At 63.7% G+C, this 19125-nt stretch carries 18 protein-coding genes; 13 read left to right on the top strand and 5 right to left on the bottom strand.

Going from position 1 to position 19125, the window contains the following annotated elements:
- Window positions 1-4: 4 nt before the first annotated feature.
- Window positions 5-1396 carry an amidase gene (locus ACX80B_RS05760; RefSeq protein ID WP_459293989.1) on the bottom strand — a complete coding sequence of 464 codons (1392 nt, stop codon included), beginning with the start codon at window positions 1394-1396 and terminating at the stop codon, window positions 5-7.
- A 138-nt stretch (window positions 1397-1534) separates the two neighbouring features.
- Between ACX80B_RS05760 and ACX80B_RS05765 the strand changes: the two genes are divergently transcribed.
- The 4 genes from ACX80B_RS05765 to ACX80B_RS05780 all read left to right on the top strand — a co-directional run bounded on the left by ACX80B_RS05765 (window position 1535) and on the right by ACX80B_RS05780 (window position 4331).
- Window positions 1535-1861 (top strand): rhodanese-like domain-containing protein, encoded by a 327-nt coding sequence (locus ACX80B_RS05765; protein ID WP_459293991.1) that lies wholly within the window; start codon window positions 1535-1537, stop codon window positions 1859-1861.
- Complete coding sequence (gene pheA, locus ACX80B_RS05770) at window positions 1858-2883, top strand: prephenate dehydratase (protein WP_459293993.1); 1026 nt, start codon at window positions 1858-1860, stop codon at window positions 2881-2883. The genes ACX80B_RS05765 and pheA overlap by 4 nt, the downstream gene beginning before the upstream one ends.
- A gap of 15 nt (window positions 2884-2898) precedes the next feature.
- Window positions 2899-3873, top strand: coding sequence for a DNA topoisomerase IB (locus tag ACX80B_RS05775; protein ID WP_459293995.1), 975 nt, complete (start codon window positions 2899-2901; stop codon window positions 3871-3873).
- Between the two features lie 101 nt (window positions 3874-3974).
- Complete coding sequence (locus ACX80B_RS05780; protein ID WP_459293997.1) at window positions 3975-4331, top strand: hypothetical protein; 357 nt, start codon at window positions 3975-3977, stop codon at window positions 4329-4331.
- Between the two features lie 29 nt (window positions 4332-4360).
- Here the strand turns inward: ACX80B_RS05780 and ACX80B_RS05785 are convergent, their stop codons facing one another.
- A complete protein-coding gene (locus tag ACX80B_RS05785) occupies window positions 4361-5470 on the bottom strand; it encodes a diacylglycerol/lipid kinase family protein (RefSeq protein ID WP_459293999.1) in 1110 nt (369 codons plus the stop codon).
- Between the two features lie 99 nt (window positions 5471-5569).
- Between ACX80B_RS05785 and serS the strand changes: the two genes are divergently transcribed.
- The 3 genes from serS to ACX80B_RS05800 all read left to right on the top strand — a co-directional run bounded on the left by serS (window position 5570) and on the right by ACX80B_RS05800 (window position 9465).
- Entirely contained in the window at window positions 5570-6859 is a 1290-nt protein-coding gene (gene serS, locus ACX80B_RS05790) for a serine--tRNA ligase (RefSeq protein ID WP_459294001.1), read from the top strand.
- Window positions 6860-6969: 110 nt separating this feature from the next.
- Window positions 6970-7797 (top strand): HAD family hydrolase, encoded by an 828-nt coding sequence (locus ACX80B_RS05795; RefSeq protein WP_459294310.1) that lies wholly within the window; start codon window positions 6970-6972, stop codon window positions 7795-7797.
- Window positions 7798-7911: 114 nt separating this feature from the next.
- Complete coding sequence (locus ACX80B_RS05800; RefSeq protein WP_459294003.1) at window positions 7912-9465, top strand: amino acid permease; 1554 nt, start codon at window positions 7912-7914, stop codon at window positions 9463-9465.
- A 61-nt stretch (window positions 9466-9526) separates the two neighbouring features.
- On the opposite strand, the gene ACX80B_RS05805 is transcribed toward ACX80B_RS05800, so the two are convergent.
- The 3 genes from ACX80B_RS05805 to ACX80B_RS05815 all read right to left on the bottom strand — a co-directional run bounded on the left by ACX80B_RS05805 (window position 9527) and on the right by ACX80B_RS05815 (window position 11613).
- Window positions 9527-10138 carry a hypothetical protein gene (locus tag ACX80B_RS05805; RefSeq protein WP_459294005.1) on the bottom strand — a complete coding sequence of 204 codons (612 nt, stop codon included), beginning with the start codon at window positions 10136-10138 and terminating at the stop codon, window positions 9527-9529.
- A 71-nt stretch (window positions 10139-10209) separates the two neighbouring features.
- The gene (locus ACX80B_RS05810; protein ID WP_459294007.1) at window positions 10210-10995 is read right to left on the bottom strand and encodes a hypothetical protein; all 786 of its coding nucleotides are present in this window, start codon (window positions 10993-10995) and stop codon (window positions 10210-10212) included.
- Window positions 10996-11043: 48 nt separating this feature from the next.
- Window positions 11044-11613 carry an inorganic diphosphatase gene (locus tag ACX80B_RS05815; RefSeq protein WP_459294009.1) on the bottom strand — a complete coding sequence of 190 codons (570 nt, stop codon included), beginning with the start codon at window positions 11611-11613 and terminating at the stop codon, window positions 11044-11046.
- 173 nt (window positions 11614-11786) lie between these two features.
- Between ACX80B_RS05815 and dacB the strand changes: the two genes are divergently transcribed.
- From dacB to folE, 6 genes are all read left to right on the top strand, one after another.
- Window positions 11787-13217, top strand: coding sequence for a D-alanyl-D-alanine carboxypeptidase/D-alanyl-D-alanine endopeptidase (gene dacB, locus ACX80B_RS05820; RefSeq protein ID WP_459294011.1), 1431 nt, complete (start codon window positions 11787-11789; stop codon window positions 13215-13217).
- Window positions 13218-13270: 53 nt separating this feature from the next.
- Window positions 13271-14413 (top strand): zinc-dependent metalloprotease, encoded by a 1143-nt coding sequence (locus tag ACX80B_RS05825; RefSeq protein ID WP_459294013.1) that lies wholly within the window; start codon window positions 13271-13273, stop codon window positions 14411-14413.
- 17 nt (window positions 14414-14430) lie between these two features.
- Window positions 14431-15522 (top strand): tRNA lysidine(34) synthetase TilS, encoded by a 1092-nt coding sequence (gene tilS / locus ACX80B_RS05830; protein ID WP_459294015.1) that lies wholly within the window; start codon window positions 14431-14433, stop codon window positions 15520-15522.
- Window positions 15523-15573: 51 nt separating this feature from the next.
- On the top strand, window positions 15574-16125 hold the full coding sequence (gene hpt, locus ACX80B_RS05835; protein WP_459294017.1) for a hypoxanthine phosphoribosyltransferase: 552 nt from the start codon (window positions 15574-15576) through the stop codon (window positions 16123-16125).
- 165 nt (window positions 16126-16290) lie between these two features.
- Window positions 16291-18435, top strand: coding sequence for an ATP-dependent zinc metalloprotease FtsH (gene ftsH / locus ACX80B_RS05840; RefSeq protein WP_459294019.1), 2145 nt, complete (start codon window positions 16291-16293; stop codon window positions 18433-18435).
- Between the two features lie 61 nt (window positions 18436-18496).
- The gene (gene folE, locus ACX80B_RS05845) at window positions 18497-19120 is read left to right on the top strand and encodes a GTP cyclohydrolase I FolE (RefSeq protein WP_459294021.1); all 624 of its coding nucleotides are present in this window, start codon (window positions 18497-18499) and stop codon (window positions 19118-19120) included.
- The last annotated feature ends 5 nt before the right edge of the window (window positions 19121-19125 follow it).

Raw genomic sequence — 19125 nt, forward strand, 5'->3', positions numbered from 1 at the left:
GGCATTAGTCCATCAGCTGGGCCACCACGGACAATAACTCGGCCTCACCACTGGGGCGTCCGATCAGCTGGATTCCCATCGGCAGGCCCGTCGGCGTGACCATGACCGGTGCCGTGATGGCTGGCAGCCCGACCACGTTGACCATCGAACTGAAGGGGCAGTACTGGCACTGCCGCTTGTAGTCCTCGTCCGGGTCCTCCGTGTACCATCCGACCGGCCGCGGTGTCATCGCCAACGCCGGCGTGAGAATCATGTCGTAGGCGGAATATTGGGCAATCGTCTCCCACTCAAAGCGCTTGAGGACGTCGACGGCGGCGAGCAGGTCGACGGCGCTGCGGGCCTGTGCGCGGCTGCGGTACGTCCGGGTCAACGGCATCAGCTCATGCTCGCGCTCAGCGGGAATGGGCGCGGCCGCCACGGACGATGTCCACACCGTCGTGAAGGCCTCCGGGTACCGCTTGTCATAACTAATCTCGGCCGGAACGACGTCGTGCCCCAGAGCTGTCAACTGCTCGACGCCGCGCTCCAGGGCAGCTTCCGCCTCCGGCTGCAGGGCAATAGGGAAATATTCCTCGAAAGGTGAAGCGGTGCTGACGCCGATCCGGAATTTGCCACCCCGCTGGAGTGTGGAGGAGAGGAAGGAGGACGACGGCGGCACGGCACTGAGTGAGCGGTGGTTCCTGTCATCCCCCATAGCGTCGAGCAGTAACGCGGCATCTTCGGCCGTCCTGGCCAAGGGCCCGGCGACGGAGAACCCGCCCGCGTCGTTTTGCCCGGACCCCGCCGAAACCCGTCCACGGTTCGGTTTCAGCCCCACGAGGCCGGTCGCTGCCGCGGGAATGCGAATCGAGCCGCCGCCGTCGCTGCCCGGTGCGAAGGGCAGCATGCCGGCCGCTACCGCTGCGGCGCTGCCACCCGATGAGCCGCCGGCGCTAAGTGTGTTGTCGTGCGGATTCCGGGCCGGCGGCGCGATGCCGTTCGCGCTGTAGCTCGTCAGGCCGAACTCCGGGACCTGCGTCTTTCCCAGACTGATGGCTCCCTCCCGGCGCAGTACCGCGGCCAGTGGACCGTCCGTCGTCGCCCGCTGGTGAGGGACCGCCGCGCTGCCATGTGTTGTGACGGCGCCGGCGACGTCGGTGAGATCCTTATACGCCAGTGGCACGCCATGCAGCGGACCCAGTTCACCACCGTTCGCCTGGTGCTCGTCGGCGGCGGCCGCTTCCGCCAGTGCCTGATCGCCCGTAACGGAGATAAAGGCCCCATATTCGGGGTTGAGGCGCTCGATCCGGTCGAGGAAATGTGACACGGCCTGGCGCGAACCCACCTCGCCGTTCCGGATGGCGTCGCGTAACGCAAGCGCCGTCAGTTCGTGCAGTTGTGTTCCTGTTTCGGCCAAAAACGGTACCTCCAGAGGTTCTTAGGGATTTACGCCGCCGGTCACATTGCCGGCTGGGCCGTCGGTCTTAAGCTGAAGACTATAGGCTTTTAGGAAGCAACCCGGGTCCGTGGGCCCTGATTTAGGAGGACACCTTTCATGGAATCCGTACCCAGCGTCGGCGTCAACGAGTTGAGCGAGAATACCAGAATCCTGGACGTGCGCGAGGACTACGAATGGGAGGCCGGGCATATTGCCGGAGCCGTACATATTCCCGTGGATGAGGTTCCTGAGCGGATCGATGAACTGGACCCGGACGAAGACCTCCATGTCATCTGCCGGACCGGTGGCCGTTCCAGCCGGGTGACTCAGTGGCTCGCGCATAATGGCTACAGCGCCGTCAATGTTTCGGGCGGCATGGGCGCTTGGATGGACGCGGACAAGCCGATGGTCTCGGAGACCGGCGAAGAACCGTATGTGAAATGAGCACTTCCCACACGGAAGCGGCGCGGTCAGTCGGCGGTACGCCTGCTGAATCACCTAACGGATCTCCGGTCTACACCTATCTCGGTCCAGAGGGGACTTTCACGGAAACCGCGTTGCTCCAGGTTCCCGGCGCTGATGCCGCCCATCGTCTCCCGTCGTCGAGCGTGAATGCCGCCCTGGAACGCGTTCGCTCCGGCGAGGCGGCGGCGGCTATGGTTCCCATCGAGAATTCTGTGGAGGGCGGCGTCAGCGCAACTCTCGACGCCATTTCCGAGGGTGCCGAATTGCGGATCGTCCGTGAGGTGGTGGTGCCCATCAGCTTCGTGCTCGTGGCCCGGCCGGGGGTCACGCTCGGGGACGTCCATGTCATTTCGACCCATGCCCATGCCTGGGCACAGTGCCGGGACTGGATGAATGCCAACATTCCGGGTGTGGAATATGTCCCGTCATCGTCCACGGCTGCCGCAGCTTTGGGACTGCTCGACGGCGAAGGGCAGGTGCTGCCAGCTGGCGCTGCCTCCTCGGGGGCGGCTTACGACGCCGCCATCTGTTCCCATGTCGTCGCTGAACGGCACGGGCTGAATGTCCTGGCAGACGGCGTCGAAGACAACACCGGCGCTGTCACCCGGTTCGTCCTCGTCAGCCGCCCGGGTTCACTTCCGGAGCCCACCGGCTCGGACAAGACCACCCTCGTCATACCGCTGCCGGAGGACCATCCCGGCGCGCTGATGGAGATCCTTGACCAATTTGCCGCCCGCGGCGTCAACCTCAGCCGCATCGAGTCCCGGCCTACCGGCCAATTCCTCGGCGACTACTTTTTCAGTATCGACGCCGAGGGTCATGCCCGGGACGCCAGAATGGTGGATGCTCTAACCGGCCTGCACCGGATCAGTCCCTCCATCCGGTTCCTGGGGTCCTACCCAAGGGCCGATGGCCGGCCGCCGTCCGTGCCGCCGCACCACCGGGATGAGGCATTTCACGAAGCGTCCTCCTGGGTGGAATCGGTCCTGCGCGGTGAGTAACCAGGGGACTGTCTGATGGTGCGGTTGAAGCGCAGTCATCCTGACAAGCCGGGAATCACCAGACGCAAGCGCGGCAAGGGCTTCAGCTACCTGAACCCGGACGGATCGATCCTGCGTGACCGGGACGAGTTGCGCCGGATCAAGGAGCTCGTTATCCCGCCGGCATGGACGGACGTATGGATCTGCCCGCATCCCAACGGGCATATCCAGGCCATTGGAACCGACGACGCCGGCCGCCGCCAGTACATGTACCATCCGGTGTGGTGCGAGCATAAGGACCGGGAGAAATTCGACCGCGCCCTGGAGCTGGGCAGGAGCCTGACGCCCGTCCGGGCCGCGGTAACCCGGCAGCTGAGGGAGCCGGAGCCGACCCAGCAGCGGGCCTACGCGGCCGCGGCACGCATTATCGATACCGGCGTGCTGCGGGTGGGCAACGCCGAATATGCCACCCAGAACGGCTCCTTCGGACTGACGACGCTCAGATGCAGCCACATCAGCGTCTCCGGCGACACTGTCCGCTTCGATTTTCCGGCCAAGAGCGGACAGCAGTGGCAGGAGGAACTGCCGGACGCCGATCTCGCCGCAGCGCTCAAGCCGATGCTGCGGCGCGGTGCGGGCGAGGATGCGCTGGCCTACCGGAACGGCGACGGCTGGCATTCCATCGAAAGCCGCGGCCTGAATGCCTACATCGCGATGCTGGCCAGAGGGAACTTCACCGCCAAAGATTTCCGTACCTGGCATGCGACCGTCCGGGCCGCCATGTCCCTGGCTGCAGCCGATCCCGGAGCTGCGAGTGGGACGGCCCGGAAGAAGGCGGTGACGGCCGCGATGCGCGAAGTTGCCGAGCATCTTGGCAATACGATGGCGGTTGCCCGGTCGTCGTATGTGGATCCGCGGGTGGTGGACCTGTACATGGGCGGATGCACGATTCCGATCGCGAGTTACCCGTCCTCAGAGCGCTCCGTGGTCGATTTGCTAGGCTCGCACTGATTCGACGGCGCGGTGGTTTCCAGCGCGCTTTCGCATGGCGACACTACTCAGTAGGCTGAACGCCAAAGGCAGTTGCAGAATTTTCGAGGAAAGGGAACGTGATGAGCGAGAATCAGAACGATCAGCAGCAGGGCGACGGAAAGATCGTTAATCCCCCAAACCCGAACCAGCCCTCAGGCGGGAACACCGACGGTGAGATCGTGAACCCCGGCATGGCGGCGGACCTGGATGACGGCGTCGGCGATGCCGGTGACCAGGCCAACGACGTCCGGTTTGCCCAGGAGCAGTCGCTGATCGGCGAGCAGTCACAAGGCGTCTTCCCGGATGAGGCAAAGTCGGAGCAGGTTCCGGACGAAGAGCCGCAGATGGACGAGGCCATGGGCGATGTCGACGAAGGCGGATCCTCATCGGACGACGCCAGCGATGACCCTGCACACCTGGGTGGTTCCACAGCCTGATCGGTACGGCCTGATTGCAAGGTGCTTGCTTAGCTGGCCTTGTCTTCCACGGCCGACTTGAGTACCTCTTCCGTCTGGCCCTGTTTCCCTTTGCGGTGAACCCTCACGGCCAGGGCGCCGCGGTTCACTTCCACCGATAGGGAGGTGACCGGTCCTGACGGGTCACCGTCCAGCTGGGTTTCCATCGGATCGGTGCAGTGCACGGTGATCTTTTTGGCGCGGTAAAAGGCGATGGCCGGGGTCGGGCGCCGTGGTTTGAAGAGTACCTGCCCGGCCATGGCGAGCCAGCCAATGGCGCTGCGCGGACTCATGACGACGACGTCCATAATTCCGTCGTCGATCACCGCATTGGGAATGAAATCGATACCTCCCGGCAGCAATCCGCAGTTGCCGAAGAGTACGCTGCGGACGCGCCGCTGCTGCTCAGGTTCGTCGTCGAGCGAAATGCCGACCTTGGTCCGGCGCCCCGGCAGATGCCGGACCCCCGATTCACCGTAGGCAAGCCACCCGACATTCTTCTTCAAGTCGTCCCGGGTATCGGCGACCATCTTGGCGTCGAATCCGACGCCGGCCATCACCAGAAACGCATGCTCGGTTTTTTCTCCGGTCTCGGAGCTTTCCAGCGTGATCGTGCCGGTATCGATCAGGCGATCGTCGCCGAACAAGGCGGTGGCAATACTGCCATCCAGGTCGGTGACATTCATTTCAAGGTTCCGCGCGAGCAGATTGCCGGTACCGAGCGGCACGAGTCCGAGCGTCACATCAGTGTCGGCCAGGGCTTCGGCGACCACACGTACGGTGCCGTCGCCACCGCAGGCAACAACGACGTCGGCCTTCCGGCCCAGGGCTTCCTGGGTCATCGCTTTGCCCGGGTCATCCTTGGTGGTTTCCAGGAACATTGGTTCCGGCCAGCCCGCGAGCTCACATTCCCGCGAGATGATCCTGCGGGCCCTGGCGGCGTTGGTCTTGATGGGATTTATGACGACGGCGACAAGTTGCTTTTCGCGGTCGGAGGACAGTGAGCGCACCGCCGGGTCCGGATCAGGCTCGGGCTGGCGCAGCTTCCGCACGCCGTACCAGCTGGCCGCTGCGATGACGACGACGGCGCACGCTATGAGCGCGAGAATCCAAGTATCCATGGTCCTACAACAATAGCCGTCCGGCCCTGAACCCCAGCTGTGAATCCACAGGCAATCGTCCGCGGCGGAATCGCCGCCCCGATTCGATAGTCTTGGACAGTGATCGACGTAAATGAACTCCGCGAGAACCCTGAACTCTTCCGCGCTTCCCAACGCGCCCGTATGGCCGATGAGTCGGTTGTTGATGCCATCATTGCCGCGGACTCAAGCCGCCGTTCGGCACTAAACCGGTTCGAATCACTGCGTGCCGAGCAGAACGCTTTCGGCAAGAAGGTGGCGGCGGCCAAGGGCGGGGAGAGACAGGCCCTGTTGACCGAGGTCAAGGAACTGGCGGCCTCGGTAAAGACCGCCCAGGCGGAGTCGGAACAGGCCAAGGCGGAGCAGGACGCATTGGTGCGCAGCGTGTCCAATGTTATCGAGTCCGGGGTACCTTCCGGAGGCGAGGACGACTTCGAGACACTGCGCCATGTTGGTGAACCGCGGGACTTCGGCGCCGAAGGATTCGAGCCGAAGGACCATCTGCAGATTGGGGAGCTGAACGGGGGGATCGACATGGAACGCGGCGCCAAGGTTTCCGGCGCCCGGTTCTACTTCCTCAAGGGCATGGTCGCGCGTCTCGAGATAGCCTTGCTGCGGCTCGCCCTGGACGAGGCAATCTCGCATGGCTTCACGCCGATGATCACGCCGACGTTGGTCCGCCCGGAGACCATGGCAGGCACCGGCTTCCTCGGCGAGCATTCGGATGAGATCTACCACCTCGAAGAGGACGACCTATACCTGGTGGGAACCTCGGAGGTGGCGCTCGCCGGCTACCACGGGGATGAAATCCTCGACCTCTCCAACGGCCCGGCCCGCTATGCCGGCTGGTCCTCCTGCTACCGCCGCGAAGCCGGCTCGCATGGCAAGGACACCCGCGGCATCATCCGGGTCCACCAGTTCAATAAAGTCGAAATGTTCTCGTATGTCCGGCTTGAAGATGCCGATGCGGAACACAAGCGGATGCTGGCGTGGGAAGAGGAGATGCTGGCCAAGGCGGAACTGTCCTACCGGGTGATCCACACCGCCGCGGGGGATCTCGGAACCTCCGCGGCGCGCAAATACGATTGCGAGGCATGGGTTCCCACTCAGGGCGCCTACCGGGAGCTGACCTCGACGTCGAACTGCACCACGTTCCAGGCCCGCCGGTTGAACATCCGCGAACGCATTCCCGCCGAGGATGGAGCCGCCACGAAGGGCACCCGCCCGGTCGCGACGCTCAACGGAACCATGGCCACCACCCGGTGGCTGGTCGCCATTCTGGAAACGCACCAGCAGCCCGACGGTTCCGTCATTGTGCCGGAAGCGTTGCGTCCTTACATGGGTGGTGTGGAGGTCATTCCGGTGCTGTAGGGGCGCGTTGTGTGAGCGAAATCCTACCGAATCGGGAAAGTGTCTGATTCACTTGGTAGATGACAACAGATACAAGGGCAGGCATCGAAGACCTGCAGACGAAGACGCAGATGAGAACGGGGGCAGAGAAAACCCGCGTGACCACCAACAATAAGAAGCTCATAGCCCTGGATGTGGACGGCACACTCGTCGACCACGAGGGCCGGATGAGTGAGCAAGTCCGCGAAGCGGCGCAGGCCGTCGTCGAGGCAGGGCATGAAGTCATGATCGCCACCGGGCGGTCACTGAACGCTACCCTGCCGGTGATCCAGAAAATCGGGATGACGAGTGGCTACAGCGTCTGCTCCAACGGCGGCGTCACTCTCCGGATCGACATGGATCTGCCGGACGGTTACGAGGTGCTCAAGCGGGTCACATTCGATCCGAAACGAGCCTTGATGGCACTGCGCGAGAAACTGCCGGCAGCCAAGTACGCGCTCGAGGACAACGAGGGAAATTTTCTCTCCACGGAGCGGTTCCAGGATGCCAGCTTCGGCATCGAGGCCAAGGCCGTTGACTTCAACACCCTGCTTGAGGCAACCGCAGTCCGCGTCGTCGTTTTCAGCTCGGAAACCGAACCGGACGATTTTGCCCGGGCTATTCATTCAGCCGGTTTGGACGGGGTGACTTACTCGGTGGGCTGGACCGCCTGGCTCGATATCGCGGCCTCCGGCGTCACCAAGGCCAGTGCCTTGGAGAACCTCCGCCAGGACCTGGACATTGACCCGTCGCGGACTGTCGCCATCGGAGACGGGCGCAACGACGTCGAAATGCTCAGCTGGGCCGCCCGCGGCATAGCCATGGGGCAGGCGCCGGCGGAAGTTGCCGACGCTGCTTCTGAAGTCACCGCTTCGGTATACGACGACGGCGCAGCAAAGGTCCTCCGCGGCCTGCTGTAGTCGTTGAGACGGTAAGAAATTACCAGCGCCATTATTGCCAATGCGTCCTACAATTAGTTCAATATTGAACTGCAGTGCCAGGGAAATGTTTTTGGACTGATTAGGGGCGCCATCATGAGCGTTTTTCGAACCAAAAGTATTGAACAATCCATCCGGGACACCGAGGAGCCGGGGCACCAGCTCAAGAAGAACCTCGGTGCCCTCGATCTGGTCGTTTTTGGCCTTGGCGTGTCCATCGGTGCAGGTATTTTCGTGCTGACGGGTCAAGCCGCGGCGGCAAACGGCGGTCCCGCCATCGCGATATCTTTCCTGATAGCAGGGATCGTGGCGGGCCTAAGTGCTATCTGCTATGCCGAACTTGCTTCTTCCGTACCGGTTGCCGGCAGCGCCTACACTTTCTCTTTTGCAACACTTGGCGAACTGGTGGCGTTCATCATCGGGTGGGACCTTGTGCTCGAATTCACGGTCGGAGCCGCTGCACTGGCGACGTCGTTCAGCCAGTATCTGGGGGTGGTGCTGGAAGGAACACCGTTCGGGATACCACCGGTAGTCGCATCTGTGGAGACCGGCGTGATGAACCTTCCCGCAGGGCTGCTGATCGTGGGCTTGACCGTCATATTGTCAACAGGTATAAAACTGTCGAGCCGGATCAACCAGGTGGTGACGGCTATCAAGGTAGTCGTGGTGCTGCTCGTCATCATTGTCGGCATGTTCTACATCAACGTTGCCAACTGGAAGCCCTTCGTACCTCCGGCCGAGGGGACCGTGGGTTCCGAGGCCGGGGCGCTCGACGTTCCGTTGGTCGAGACAATATTCGGACTGGAACCGACCGTCTACGGCTGGGGAGGCGTGTTCGCTGCCGCGTCCCTGGTCTTCTTCGCCTTCATCGGCTTCGACGTCGTGGCAACCACCGCCGAGGAAACCCGCAATCCGCAACGTGATATGCCGATCGGTATCCTCGGTTCACTGGCGATCGTGACCGTGCTGTACATGGCCGTCTCGCTGGTAGTCACCGGCGTGCAATCGTACGAGGATATCGACCCGGCCGACGGCGCTCCACTGGCCACGGCCTTCACCTCTGTCGGCGTCACGTGGATGGGGAACCTGGTGGCCATCGGGGCCTGTATCGGCCTGATCGTCGTGTCAATGATTCTTCTGCTGGGGCAAACCCGGGTGGGCTTCGCCATGAGCCGCGACAGGCTGCTGCCCGCCGGGCTGGGAAAGGTTTATCCCAGATTCGGAACTCCCTACAGGTTCACTATTCTGGCCGGTTCCGTGATCGCCGTCGTGGCCACTTTCGTGCCGCTGTCCACGCTCGCCGAACTCGTCAACATTGGGACTCTGTTCGCCTTCCTGCTGGTCGCGCTCGGCGTCATTATCCTTCGCCGCACCCGGCCCGACCTGCCCCGCTCTTTCCGGGTTCCATTCGTTCCGGTGCTGCCGATTCTCGCCATCGCCGCCTGTCTCTTCCTGATGTTGAACCTTACCGGCGGCACGTGGCTGCGGTTCTTCGTCTGGATGGTCATCGGACTGGTGGTCTACTTCCTGTACTCCCGGCACCACAGTGTGCTGGCCACCGGAAAAGGCGGGGAGCGCATGCCCGAGCAGCAGCGGCAGACCGACGTCGGACTTGGAGGAGCGGGCCGGGAACCTGACGAGGACCGGTAGCCAGGGGTGGGTCCGGCAGCCAGGCGTTAGGAGACCGGCAGCCCAGGGCGAGGACCGGTGGTCAGGCGAAGATTTCGCGCCGGCTGTCGAGAAGGCCGAGCAGGCGGGCGGCGGCTGGCCGCGCGGCCCATTCTTCCTGCCAGAGTGAACGCACCACGGCCTTGCTGACAGCCTGTGGAGTGATTCCGAGTTCGGCGGCGACGGCTTTCTGCTGCCCGCGCACTCCGGGGATCATCAGGTCGACGACGTTCCATTCAGACTGGGAGCGGACCGCGACAATCCTTCCCAGCAGGCGCAGCACGGCCTCTGATTCGGCGGCCAGATCCCGCTCCAGCCCCTCAACGGCCAGCGGAACCTGGTCGTGGATCTTCAGCGCCCGTTCGGCTGCCCGGCGGGAGTAGACCATTCCGTAGCCGGTGGCCTCGACGATCTTTTCGGGCAGCGGATCGTCCACGCGGCCGACACCGATGCCCACCGACCAGGAGCCGCCGCGCAATGCGGAAAGGGCCGCGTCGATGGCGTCCGCCGCGTCGATGGTCACGCCCTGCACTTCATCGCTGACCGAGCGTTGGAACTCGATCACGGCAGGGATATGCCGCAGCTGGCGGACCAGCTGCGGCACCATGTCACCGACGTCGCGCGAATTGCGCTGGTCCATGGTGACAACATACATAGCACCAGTATGGGTAATGCAGCGGCGAAAACAACCGATTTAGGTTGTTTGGCGCGTTGGCGCCGCGGAAGCTATTTCGTTCCGGAGCCGGAAATCACCATCTGCAGGCGGGAAATCATCGAATCCCGGGAGACCGAGGCGATCCGGTAAAGCGTCTCCTCGTCCTGCTGGCGGATTTCCAAGCCATGCACGTTCCCGGTGGAGGCATAGAAAGTCGTGTTGTCCACCGACTCACTTTCCTGCCCGATACCCGTCACCACCGTGATCGCACGGGTATCGCCCAGCAGTTCCGCGGCCCGGGCCTCGAACTGCTCCTGGTCTAACTCCACCCCTTCACCGTCTTCGGTTGTCTGCTCAGCTGGATCGGCCAGGATTGCCAACCGGTCCGCAAACTCCTCCGCCGGATAGACGCTGAAGGTGTGGATGCCGACGTCGTTGACTTCTTCTTCGAGGATGTTATCGCCGTGCACGTAACCGTAGAGCCAGTATTTGCCGTTGCCGGTGGTCCGCTCCGCGGCGACAAGGCGTTGTCCCGTCCGGCGCAGCGTGATGATGCCGGTGATGTCCTCGCTGGCGTTCAGCTTCGCCGGTTCGTCCTCGCCTTCCACCACTTCTGGATAGGCGAGGCCTTTGACCAGCAGGGACCGCAGCGCCACGTTGCCGGCGAGCTGGATCTGGTCCTGGTGCTCCTCAAGGAATGGCAGCGCCACCAGCTGGTCACGCCCGACGCCGTCCAGCGCGACGATCTCCTCGTCGGTCAGGGTCGGCAATGACTGTTCATCGTTGCCACTGACGGCCAGCACGGCCCTGGCGGCTTCGATGTCTCGGTCGGTCCACTCGATCGGGGTTTCACTCATCGTCGAAAGCCCTCCAATACTTCAGTTGAATCCTTGCAGCAAGGAATTTCAGCGGTTGCGGCCCTGCACGTCCTCGGTGGCGTTCTCGGCGTCGACGTCTGTTTCGCGGCCCTGTGCTTCTTCTTCCTCGGCCGTGTCGCCTTCGGTGTGGAAGCGCTTGAAGGAAGCCTCAACCTCGGCCTCGGCGGCGGCGCGGTCCTCCCAATCGGCGGCTTCCACCCACTTGCCTGGCTCCAGATCCTTGTACTTGGTGAAGAAGTGCTTGATCTCGTCGAGCACGAAGTCCGATACGTCCGAGAGTTCCTGGATGTGGTCGAAACGGGGGTCGACCGGAACGGTCAGCACCTTGGCGTCGCCGCCGCCGTCGTCGGTCATGTTGAAGACGCCAACCGGCCGGACTTCGACCAGCACGCCGGGAACAAGGTCGACGTCGAGCAGCATCAGTGCGTCCAGCGGATCATTGTCCTCGCCGAGGGAGTTTTCGATGTAACCGTAGTGCGCCGGGTACTGCATGGAGGTGAAGAGGATGCGGTCCAGGCGCAGCCGGTGCGTTTCATGATCGATCTCGTACTTAACCTTCGAGCCCTTGGGAATCTCAATGGTGATGTCAAACTTCATGTGGGCGCTCCTTTTGAGGCGTGGTGGGCGTTGGAATTCGGCGCCGGAGAAGACGCCGCTCTACTATCCAAGATATAGTGCCTAAGTTCAGATCCAGCACTCGAGTCTCGCACACCAAGGAATTCGTAAGCCATGACCTCCGCAATTTCCGGCAACGGGGCCTAGTGCGAAGCGTGGGGAAATTCTTCACCGGGGTCCTGCTCGCGGTGGTACTGGCGGCGCTGGTGGTTCCGGTCGGGCTTTACCTTGGGCCGGCGGTCGTCGACGCGATCGAGCCTGACGCTCCCGCCGTCGAACCAAAGATCCCCAAGTCCCAGCGGCCGCCGTCGGAAGTGTCCGCCATGACAGCCGTAACCGAACTGTCCAAAACTGCGCCTATGCCGGAACGGGATGTTCTCGCCAAACGACTGGATAAGGCATTGATTGCCGCCGCGGAGGGCGGTTTCACCGGTGTCGTCGTCGATGCGCTCACCGGCAAAGTGCTTTACGACGACGGCGGGAACCAGCCGCGGGTGCCGGCGTCGAACACCAAACTGCTGACCGCCGTTACGGTCTTGAACGCCCTCGGTGCGGAGCACCGGTTCAGCACCCGGGTGGTGCAGGGCGAAGATCCGCGTGAGCTGATCCTGGTCGGTGGCGGCGATGTGCTGCTGGCGGCGGGGGAGTCCGATCCGGATGCCGTTATGGGCCACGCAGGTCTGGCGACGCTGGCCGAGGAGACGGTGGCGTCCCTCGTGCAGGCCGGCGTTACCGGGAAAATCAGCATTAAGGTGGACGATTCCTTGTTCACGGGCAGGCCCGCGGAGGACGTTTGGCTGGCGGGCGACCTCCAAGCCGGGCAGGTGGCGCCGATCTTCCCGATGGCGTTGAATTCCGGACGTTATTCGCCGGCAGAACGGTATGGGGCGCGGCCGCAGGACTCCGCTTTGCACGCGGGCAGGACGTTTGCCGCTGCGTTGCAGAAGGCCGGGAAAGAGGCAGGCATCAAGGTGGCCGAAGGGGTCAGCCGGAAGACGTCGGGCGAGGTCGGCGAAGAAACGGCGGCCGTCCAATCCGCCACTGTCGGCGAGCAGGTCGAACTCATGCTGGAAACCTCCGACAATTACCTGGCCGAGACGCTGAGCCGGATGGCCGCAGTGGCAAAGGGACGTCCGGCGTCATTCGATGGATCCACAAAAACGATCGAGAAAACCATCGCCGGCCTCGGCGTGGACACGAGTGGGCTCGCTCTGGCCGATTCGAGTGGTCTTTCCCCTGCCAACCGGATCAGCACTGCCCAGCTTGCGGCAACGCTGCGGATCATCGTGAACACCGAAGACCCGGATCTGGCGGCCGTACGGGACGGGCTTCCCATCGCCGGCCTGACCGGAACGCTGTCCGATCGTTACACGAAGGACCCCGCGCTGGCCGGTGCAGGTTTGGTACGGGCGAAAACGGGCACGTTGAATGAAGTGCTCGCTCTGTCCGGGTATGTGGTCACGGACGAACGGCGCCTGCTGGTCTTCTCCTTCATCGGCAACGACCTGGGATCGGTCAACCTTGCCAACGAACATGCCCTGGACCGTGCTGCGGCCATTCTTGCCGGCTGCGGTTGCGGCAAGTAAAGGAGCCGGCCACTTTCAGCGGCTTCCGAGTGTTGTGTGATCTCATGGCTTTTATGGATTCCAATAAGTCCTCAAAAGTCCCCAGCCTGGTTAATTGGGACCTTGCGGCCAATACCGCTGCCAAGCTCACCCCCGCCGGCCCGAAGATGACGTCCACCGAGATCACCAGCGCCGTCGAAAACCTGCGTGAACTAGCCGACAAGTCCGTCGCGCACGTCCACGAGATCACGAAGCTCGACGCCGCCCGCGACCTGCGCGACTCCGAGTTGCTCGTGGTGGACCGCGCTTCCTGGGCCAAGGCCAGCTCCCAAAGCTTCCGTTCGCTGCTCCAGCCGACGTTGGAGGAACTGGCGCGGACCCGCGCGGATCAGCTCACCGCCGCCACCGCCGCCCTCGGCGGAACAGTCACCGGCGCGCAGCTTGGCAGCATTCTTGCCTTCCTCTCCAGCAAGGTCCTCGGTCAGTACGATCCATTCGCCACGTGGGGCGCAGACACGTCCACCGGAGCGCTTGGCACCGGCGGACGGTTGCTGTTGGTGGCTCCCAATATCATTTCGGTGGAGCGCGAGCTGAACGTGGACCCGCAGGACTTCCGCCTCTGGGTCTGCCTGCACGAACAGACCCACCGCGTGCAGTTCGCCGCCGCCCCATGGCTCAAGGACCACATGCGGGAGCAGATCGGGCTTCTTACCTCGGGTCTGATGGACAAGGCGGACACCTTGGCCGAGCGGCTGGCCGCAGCCGCCAAGAGTCTGGGCAAGTCCGCCAGATCGGTCAGCGCCGGAAATGGAGAGTCGGATGAACCGGCCGGCCCCGGTGGAGTGCTCTCCGTCATCCAGGACCCCGAGGATCAGGCGGTTCTGTCGCACCTGACGGCGGTGATGAGCCTGCTCGAAGGCCACGCAAATGTGGTGATGGACGCCGTCGGACCGGACATCGTGCCGACCGTAAAAACCATCCGGCAGCGTTTCAACGCCCGTGGCAAGGACCGCGGCGCCGTCGAAAAGTGGATCCGGCACGTGCTCGGCCTCGATGCCAAGATGCGCCAGTACAGTGATGGTGCACGCTTTGTCCGTGCCGTGGTGGACAAGGCCGGGATGGAAGGCTTCAACCGGGTCTGGGCCAGCGCGGAATGCCTGCCGACCGAGAAGGAAATCCACAACGCGGACCTGTGGATCGCCCGTATGGGCCTGTAGGAATGGGGCTCTAGAGAGTGGGCGGACGCCCCGGGTACCGCGCTGATGGACGACGGCGGCGGCTCGCACCCGTCGTCGGCACCGGCCGCAACGCGCTCAAGGCTGCGCTGAAGTCTGCCGGAATTCCGGTCGATTCCCCGGCCGAGGCTCCCCGGCTGGAAATGCCGCTGGTGTTGGTGGCGTGCAGCGGCGGCCCGGACTCGCTCGCGTTAGCCGCCGTGACCGCTTTTTTCGCCCGGCGGGGAAGCATCACCGCGGGAGCCGTCGTCGTCGATCATGGCCTGCAGGATGGCAGCGCGGAAGTTGCCGCCGCGGCCGCCGATGTGCTGCGCCAGCTGGGACTGGACCCGGTCGACGTCGTGCCGGTGACGGTGGATGATGAGCATCTGGGTCCCGAAGGCGCCGCCCGTGAGGCCCGCTACCGCGCCCTCGATTCCGCCGCCGAACGCCACCAGGCGGCGGCCGTCCTGCTCGGCCACACGCTCGACGACCAGGCCGAAAGCGTCCTGCTCGGACTGGCCAGAGGGTCCGGAACGCGGTCACTGTCGGGTATTCCGGCACAACGCGGACATTACCTGCGCCCCTTCCTGGGGCTGCGCCGGGCGGACACGGAGGCCATCTGCGACGCCGAGGGACTGGACCCATGGCACGATCCGACCAATGCGGATCCGGCGTTCAAGCGGTCAAAGGTCCGGACCGAGGTGCTGCCCTTCCTGGAGGAAAAACTCGGGCCCGGAATTGCTGAAGCCCTGCACCGGTCGGCGACGATTCTGGCGGAGGACGCCGACTACCTGGACCAACGCAGTGCAGAACTCTTCGGAGCGCTCGCCGTCGTCGAACCGGAACGTATCCTGCTGCCCGAGAACGACCTGCGCCAGCAGCCCGCGGCGATGCGGCACCGGCTGCTGGCCCTGGCCGCCGTCGGACTTGGCGCCGACCGGCCCAGCCTCGAGCGGATCCATGCCGTCGAGTCGCTGCTGGAGCGCCGGGGATCCGCCGGACCCGTCCAGCTGGCCGGAAAGGTGGACGTCCACCGGCAGGTCCACCGCCAATCCGTTCCCGCACAGGGCCGTGGCTATGGCAGTCTTATCTTTATGGCCAAACGCTGAACCCAGACGCGGCGGCTATCGCAACCATTACTGAAAACACCGGGAGTATTCGTGGAGTCACACGACGTTCAGGACGATCTCAAGCACGTTCTGTACAGCAAGGAAGAGATCCAGCAGCGGGTGGCCGAGCTCGCCGCGCGGATCGACGAGGACTACGAGGGCCGCGATCTGCTCATTGTCGGGGTGCTCAAAGGTGCCGTGATGATCATGGCTGACCTGGCCCGGGCCCTGCACAGCCACGTAAGCATGGACTGGATGGCCGTGTCCTCGTACGGTTCCGGTACCCAGTCCTCCGGTGTGGTGCGGATCCTCAAGGACCTCGACACCGACCTCAGCGGCAAGAACGTGCTGATCGTCGAGGACATCATCGACTCCGGCCTGACGCTGTCCTGGCTCAAGACCAACCTGCTCTCGCGCGGACCGGCGTCGGTGGAAATCTGCGCGCTGCTCCGCAAGCCCGAGGCCGCGAAGGTCGACATTGACGTTAAGTACGTCGGTTATGACATCCCGAACGAATTCGTGGTCGGCTACGGGTTGGATTTTGCGGAGAAGTACCGCAATCTGGACTTCGTCGGCACCCTCGCCCCACACGTCTACGAGTAACTCCCAGGGCCCGGGGCGCCGATGGCCGCGCCGGTTGTACGCTTTCAGGGAACTATTGCGCTCAGCTATGCGTGAGTCATGGGTAACGGTGTATAGCTAGATGCGTACACGTGAGCACATGTACGCACTTTTTACCAGGAGGGACGGGGCCGCAGCCCTGAGCAAATGAACTTCAAGAAAATCTTCAAAGGTCCGGTTATCTGGATCGTGCTGGGTGTCGCCGTACTCCTGTTCATTTTCCCCACTTTCTCCGGGGGCGGGGCAACGCGGGTTGACACCAATGTGGGTCTGCAAATGCTCGAAGATGACCGGGTGGAGCAGGCGAAGATTTACGACGGCGAGCAACGCGTTGATCTGACCCTGCGCGATGACTACGTGGTCGACGGCGAGAACATGGGCGAGAGCGTTCAGTTCTTCTTTGTTACCGCCCGCGGCGACGAGGTTGTCGAGGCTGTCAGTTCCTCCGACGTCGACGGTTTCACCGACCAACCGATGGAGAGCAACTGGTTCACCAGCATCCTCGGACTGGTCCTGCCGATCCTGATCCTCGGCCTGATCTTCTGGTTCCTGCTCTCCAGGATGCAGGGCGGCGGATCGAAGGTGATGCAGTTCGGCAAGTCCAAGGCCAAGCTGATCTCCAAGGACATGCCGCAGGTGACCTTCGTCGATGTGGCCGGTGCCGAAGAGGCAGTCGAAGAACTGCATGAGATCAAGGACTTCCTGCAGGAGCCGGAGAAATTCCAGGCGGTCGGCGCCAAGATCCCCAAGGGTGTGCTCCTTTACGGCCCTCCGGGAACCGGTAAAACCCTGCTGGCCCGCGCCGTTGCCGGTGAGGCCGGCGTTCCGTTCTACTCCATTTCCGGTTCGGACTTCGTCGAGATGTTCGTCGGTGTCGGTGCGTCCCGTGTGCGCGACCTGTTCGAGCAGGCGAAGACCAACGCTCCGGCCATCATCTTTGTTGACGAGATCGACGCCGTCGGACGCCACCGTGGTGCCGGCGTCGGCGGCGGTAATGACGAGCGTGAGCAGACGTTGAACCAGCTGCTGGTCGAAATGGACGGTTTTGATGTCAAGACCAACGTGATCCTGATCGCCGCCACCAACCGGCCTGACGTCCTCGACCCCGCACTGCTGCGCCCGGGCCGGTTCGACCGCCAGATCACCGTTGAGGCCCCCGACATGCAGGGCCGTATGCAGATTCTGGAAGTGCACGCCAAGGGCAAGCCGATGGCCCAGGGCGTCGACCTGCGCTCGGTGGCCAAGCGCACCCCCGGCTTCACCGGTGCGGATCTGGCCAACGTGCTCAACGAGGCCGCGCTGCTGACCGCGCGGTCCAACGCCCAGCTGATCGACGACCGTGCCCTGGACGAGGCGATCGACCGTGTGATCGCAGGTCCGCAGAAGCGCAGCCGCGTGATGAAAGAGCTCGAGCGGAAGCTCACGGCTTACCACGAGGGTGGACACGCCCTGGTCGCCGCCGCCCTGCGCAATACCGATCCCGTCACGAAGGTCACCATCCTTCCCCGCGGCCGAGCGCTCGGTTACACCATGGTGCTGCCCTCGGACGATAAGTACTCCACCACCCGCAACGAATTGCTCGACCAGCTCGCCTACGCCATGGGCGGCCGCGTCGCGGAAGAGATCGTCTTCCACGACCCGACCACCGGTGCCTCCAACGACATCGAGAAGGCCACGTCCATGGCCCGCAAGATGATCACCCAGTACGGCATGAGCGAGAAGATCGGCGCCGTCCAGCTCGGATCCGGCGGCGGCGAACCGTTCATGGGCCGGGATATGAGCCACGAGCGGAACTACTCCGAGGAGCTCGCTTCCGTCGTCGATGAAGAGGTCCGCCGCTTGATCGACAACGCCCATGACGAGGCCTGGGGCATCCTGAACGAGAACCGCGACGTACTGGACAGGCTGGCGCTGGAACTGCTGGAGCGCGAGACGCTGAACCAGGCAGAGATCGCCGACCTGTTCCGGGATGTCCGCAAGCGGGACCTGCGCGAGGTCTGGCTCTCCAAGGACAGCCGCCCGGTCTCGGACATTCCGCCGGTAATCACCCCGGCCGAGCGCGCCCAGGCCCAGGCCGACGGCGAACCCGACCCGGTGACCGTGCCGCCGCAGGACCAGGCCGCCAACGCCAACATGCCGCAGCCGTACGACCCGCCGGCAGGCGAATCCACCGGCCAGCCGGGTGCCGGACCGAGCCAGGGCGAGACGCCGCCGGACACCCGTCCGCCGCACGGTGATGATGCGCCGCGCTCCGGTCCCGGTTCCAGCGACGGATCGCAGCCCGGCAGCTAAGACCTGCCATCCGGCCGCCGGTTCCTCAGGGACCGGCGGCGGCGACGGTTAGACTCTCATAGTGATGGATTTCGACGACGACGTTCCTGCCGGCGGCCTGGCTGCCGACAGCCGCAACCCACCCGTGGACCAGCCCCGGATCGCCCGGGCGGTGCGGGAGATCCTGATCGCTATCGGTGAGGACCCAGACCGCAGCGGCCTGGTTGATACGCCAAACCGCGTTGCCAAGGCCTACACGGAAATGTTCGCCGGTCTGCACCAGGACGCCGGGGACCTGCTCGCCACCACCTTCGATCTGGAGCATCAGGAAATGGTGCTGGTCAAGGACATTCCTTTCTATTCGACCTGCGAACATCACCTGGTGCCCTTCCACGGGACGGCGCATATCGGCTACATTCCCTCCCATGACGGCAAAGTCACCGGCCTGAGTAAACTGGCCAGGCTCGTGGAGATTTATGCGCGCCGCCCGCAGGTCCAGGAGCGGCTGACCACACAGATCGTGGATGCGCTCATGACCAACCTTGCCCCCCGCGGGGCAATCGTGGTGATCGAATGCGAACATATGTGCATGTCCATGCGCGGTGTACGCAAACCCGGCGCCAAGACAGTGACTTCGGCGGTGCGGGGCCAGCTTCATGATCCCGCCACCCGGTCCGAAGCAATGAGTTTGATACTCGGAAGGTAATAACA

This window comes from Arthrobacter monumenti (genome assembly GCF_054511255.1).